General features: G+C 36.3%; 3 protein-coding genes. 1 reads left to right on the top strand and 2 read right to left on the bottom strand.

From position 1 onward, the window contains the following. Window positions 1–362: hypothetical protein (locus F6K37_RS38620; protein ID WP_287256463.1), on the bottom strand; the 362-nt coding region annotated here is incomplete at its 3' end. Further along, window positions 363–815 carry a GNAT family N-acetyltransferase gene (locus F6K37_RS38615; protein WP_008189932.1) on the bottom strand — a complete coding sequence of 151 codons (453 nt, stop codon included), beginning with the start codon at window positions 813–815 and terminating at the stop codon, window positions 363–365. It abuts the gene before it with no gap. A gap of 742 nt (window positions 816–1557) precedes the next feature. Here F6K37_RS38615 and F6K37_RS38610 point away from each other — a divergent pair. After that, window positions 1558–1965 (top strand): hypothetical protein, encoded by a 408-nt coding sequence (locus F6K37_RS38610; RefSeq protein ID WP_287256461.1) that lies wholly within the window; start codon window positions 1558–1560, stop codon window positions 1963–1965. Window positions 1966–2335 lie beyond the last annotated feature (370 nt).

The following is a 2335-nucleotide window of genomic DNA, read 5'->3' as shown; positions in this document are numbered from 1 at the left end:
TCTTGGGAAAGAGCATCGCCGAAACTATCATTCAACGGAAAAAGACCTTTAACCACTGACTTACCTAAAGAATAGGCTAATTTACATAATTCACAGAGAAGCTCTGTTAAGATTTCTGGCTCTCCATGAAGATAACCAATATAAAAATCTTCCTCTGAAATTTCCGAGTAACTTTGAATAGCTATACCTCGTAAACGTTCATTTTGTATTAATCCGAAAACTTTTCCAGCAATCAAACACTCTTTTAATAACTCAGGAGTAAGGGTTTGACATTTGCCAATATTTTCTGTGTACAAACTTTGTTTATGATCTAATAAATTTTCTCTAACTACCAAAGACCAAATATCATCAAAGTTTTTCAATTATAATTTAAACAATTTGTTGATTTTTGAAGCCAAAATATTAGCTTTATATATACTATAATTAGCGATTTTGTTATCTCCTCGACGAGAGACAATTTTCAACATTATTTCATTGTCAGACAAGACACAGTAACGTAATATAGGAATATTGACTTGAGATAAATAATTATTTATATGTGAATCTAATAATTTAGATAAACCTCGCCTTCGATAGCGACGATCTACTCTCAAAGAACTTCGCCAAGCTTCCTGTTTTGACAAAATAACTACTTGCTGCATTGCCACAGGGATATCATCAAGAGTAACTACAAAAACTTTATTTTCAGGATTGTTAATCCGTTTATCCAACACTAAGTGCATGTAATCTTTTTGATGTTCCCAGGTATATTGACAGAATGCCAAGATAGGTTCTACATCTGAAATTTGAGCTAAGCGAATCTGGAATTCAGTCATCTATCCTTATGCTGTGGGTGTCTTTACAGGTTCGGTGCGTTACGCTGGAGCGATCGCTATCCCGGCTTTTTGCCACCGATAAAACCATGTTCCCACGATGCACCCACTTTCCATAGTGTTCTGGTCACCTCTCCCAGGGCTGATTACTTAAGTTGACTCGATTCATTAATGCACTCTGCCATCGCTTATTGTTTAGGATACAACCAGTTTGACAACACGCCCTAGTCCCAGGTCCGTAAACTGACTATTTATAATTAATTTACAATTTAAACCTAGGGAAATGCGATCGCATTTTGAGCAGATACCCACCAACAAATACCTTAGTGCTAGCGTGCTTCTCTGTGTGTTTGTTGGCGGTAAATCTGTAAGTTGATTAATATCAAAGCCGCTTTATCAATAGGTTATTAACAATCTTGTTAATTTATCATAACATCAAACAATCCTCCAAGCTCTTTCCTACTGCTCCCTGCTCCTTGCTCCCTGCTCCCTAAAATATAATCCAAAAATACATCATAAAATTGATATTTGTTATATATCAAACCCCCAAGCTAATCAATTTTTAAATTTGTAAAAAAATGTTGCAAAAATCTAAAAATATCCTTGACATTTGCCAAGTTATTAGTAATAATAAAAATGTCCGATATTTCCACAATATTTATGGGCAAAAAGCCGCGCTTTCCACGTCAACTAAGAAGCGCGGCTTATGTCCCCAGGCACAAGCTATGTGTGAGGTAATTACATCATGCCAACAAATCGCTCAAATGACCATCTGAATCATCTGATTAAGTGTCAGCGAGCCCTAGACCGCCTTGCCCAAATTGCCAGGAGCCAATCGACACTGGAACATTCCTATCCTCGTGCCATAACCGAGCGAGAAGAAATCTTGATCTACCTATACAGCAACTGCCGACTTTCCATGACCCCCCAGGAGTTTTACTGGAAATGGCAAGTTAACCAAGAAGACATCGGTAACATCTGCTGCCGCTCAACATACGCTGTAAACAGCTGGCTGGCTCAAAGTGCTCGCTATAAAACTCCTTCTTCCGATTCTTTGCATCATCTGGCCTTAATGGATTTTATATTAGAAAATTTTGAAGCAATTCCAAAGGAGTTATTAAATCAGCTCTGCTCTAAAGTTAAAAGTTGTTAGAATTAAGAATATAGAATGTAGAATATAGAATGTAGAATATAGAATGTAGAATTGAGAATGCAGAATTGAGAATGTAGAATTAAGAATGGAGAATTGAGAATGGAGAATTGAGAATGGAGAATGGAGAATGGAGAATGGAGAATGGAGAATGGAGAATGGAGAATGGAGAAGGCTGAAGGCTGAAGGCTGAAGGCTGAAGGCTGAAGGCTGAAGGCTGAAGGTATAATGTATAATGTATAATGTATAAAGAATAATGTATAAAGAATAATACCTAATGTATAATTCTTAATTCTTAATTCTCAATTCTTAATTCTTAATTCTCAATTCTTAATTCTTAATTCTACATTCTCAATTCTTCATGGGGAACTTT

The sequence above is a fragment of the Moorena sp. SIO4E2 genome (genome assembly GCF_010671945.1).
Classification (GTDB): Bacteria; Cyanobacteriota; Cyanobacteriia; order Cyanobacteriales; family Coleofasciculaceae; genus Moorena; species Moorena producens.
The sequence above is the reverse complement of the archived record's forward strand: the minus strand, read 5'-3'. Positions and strand labels throughout refer to the sequence as shown.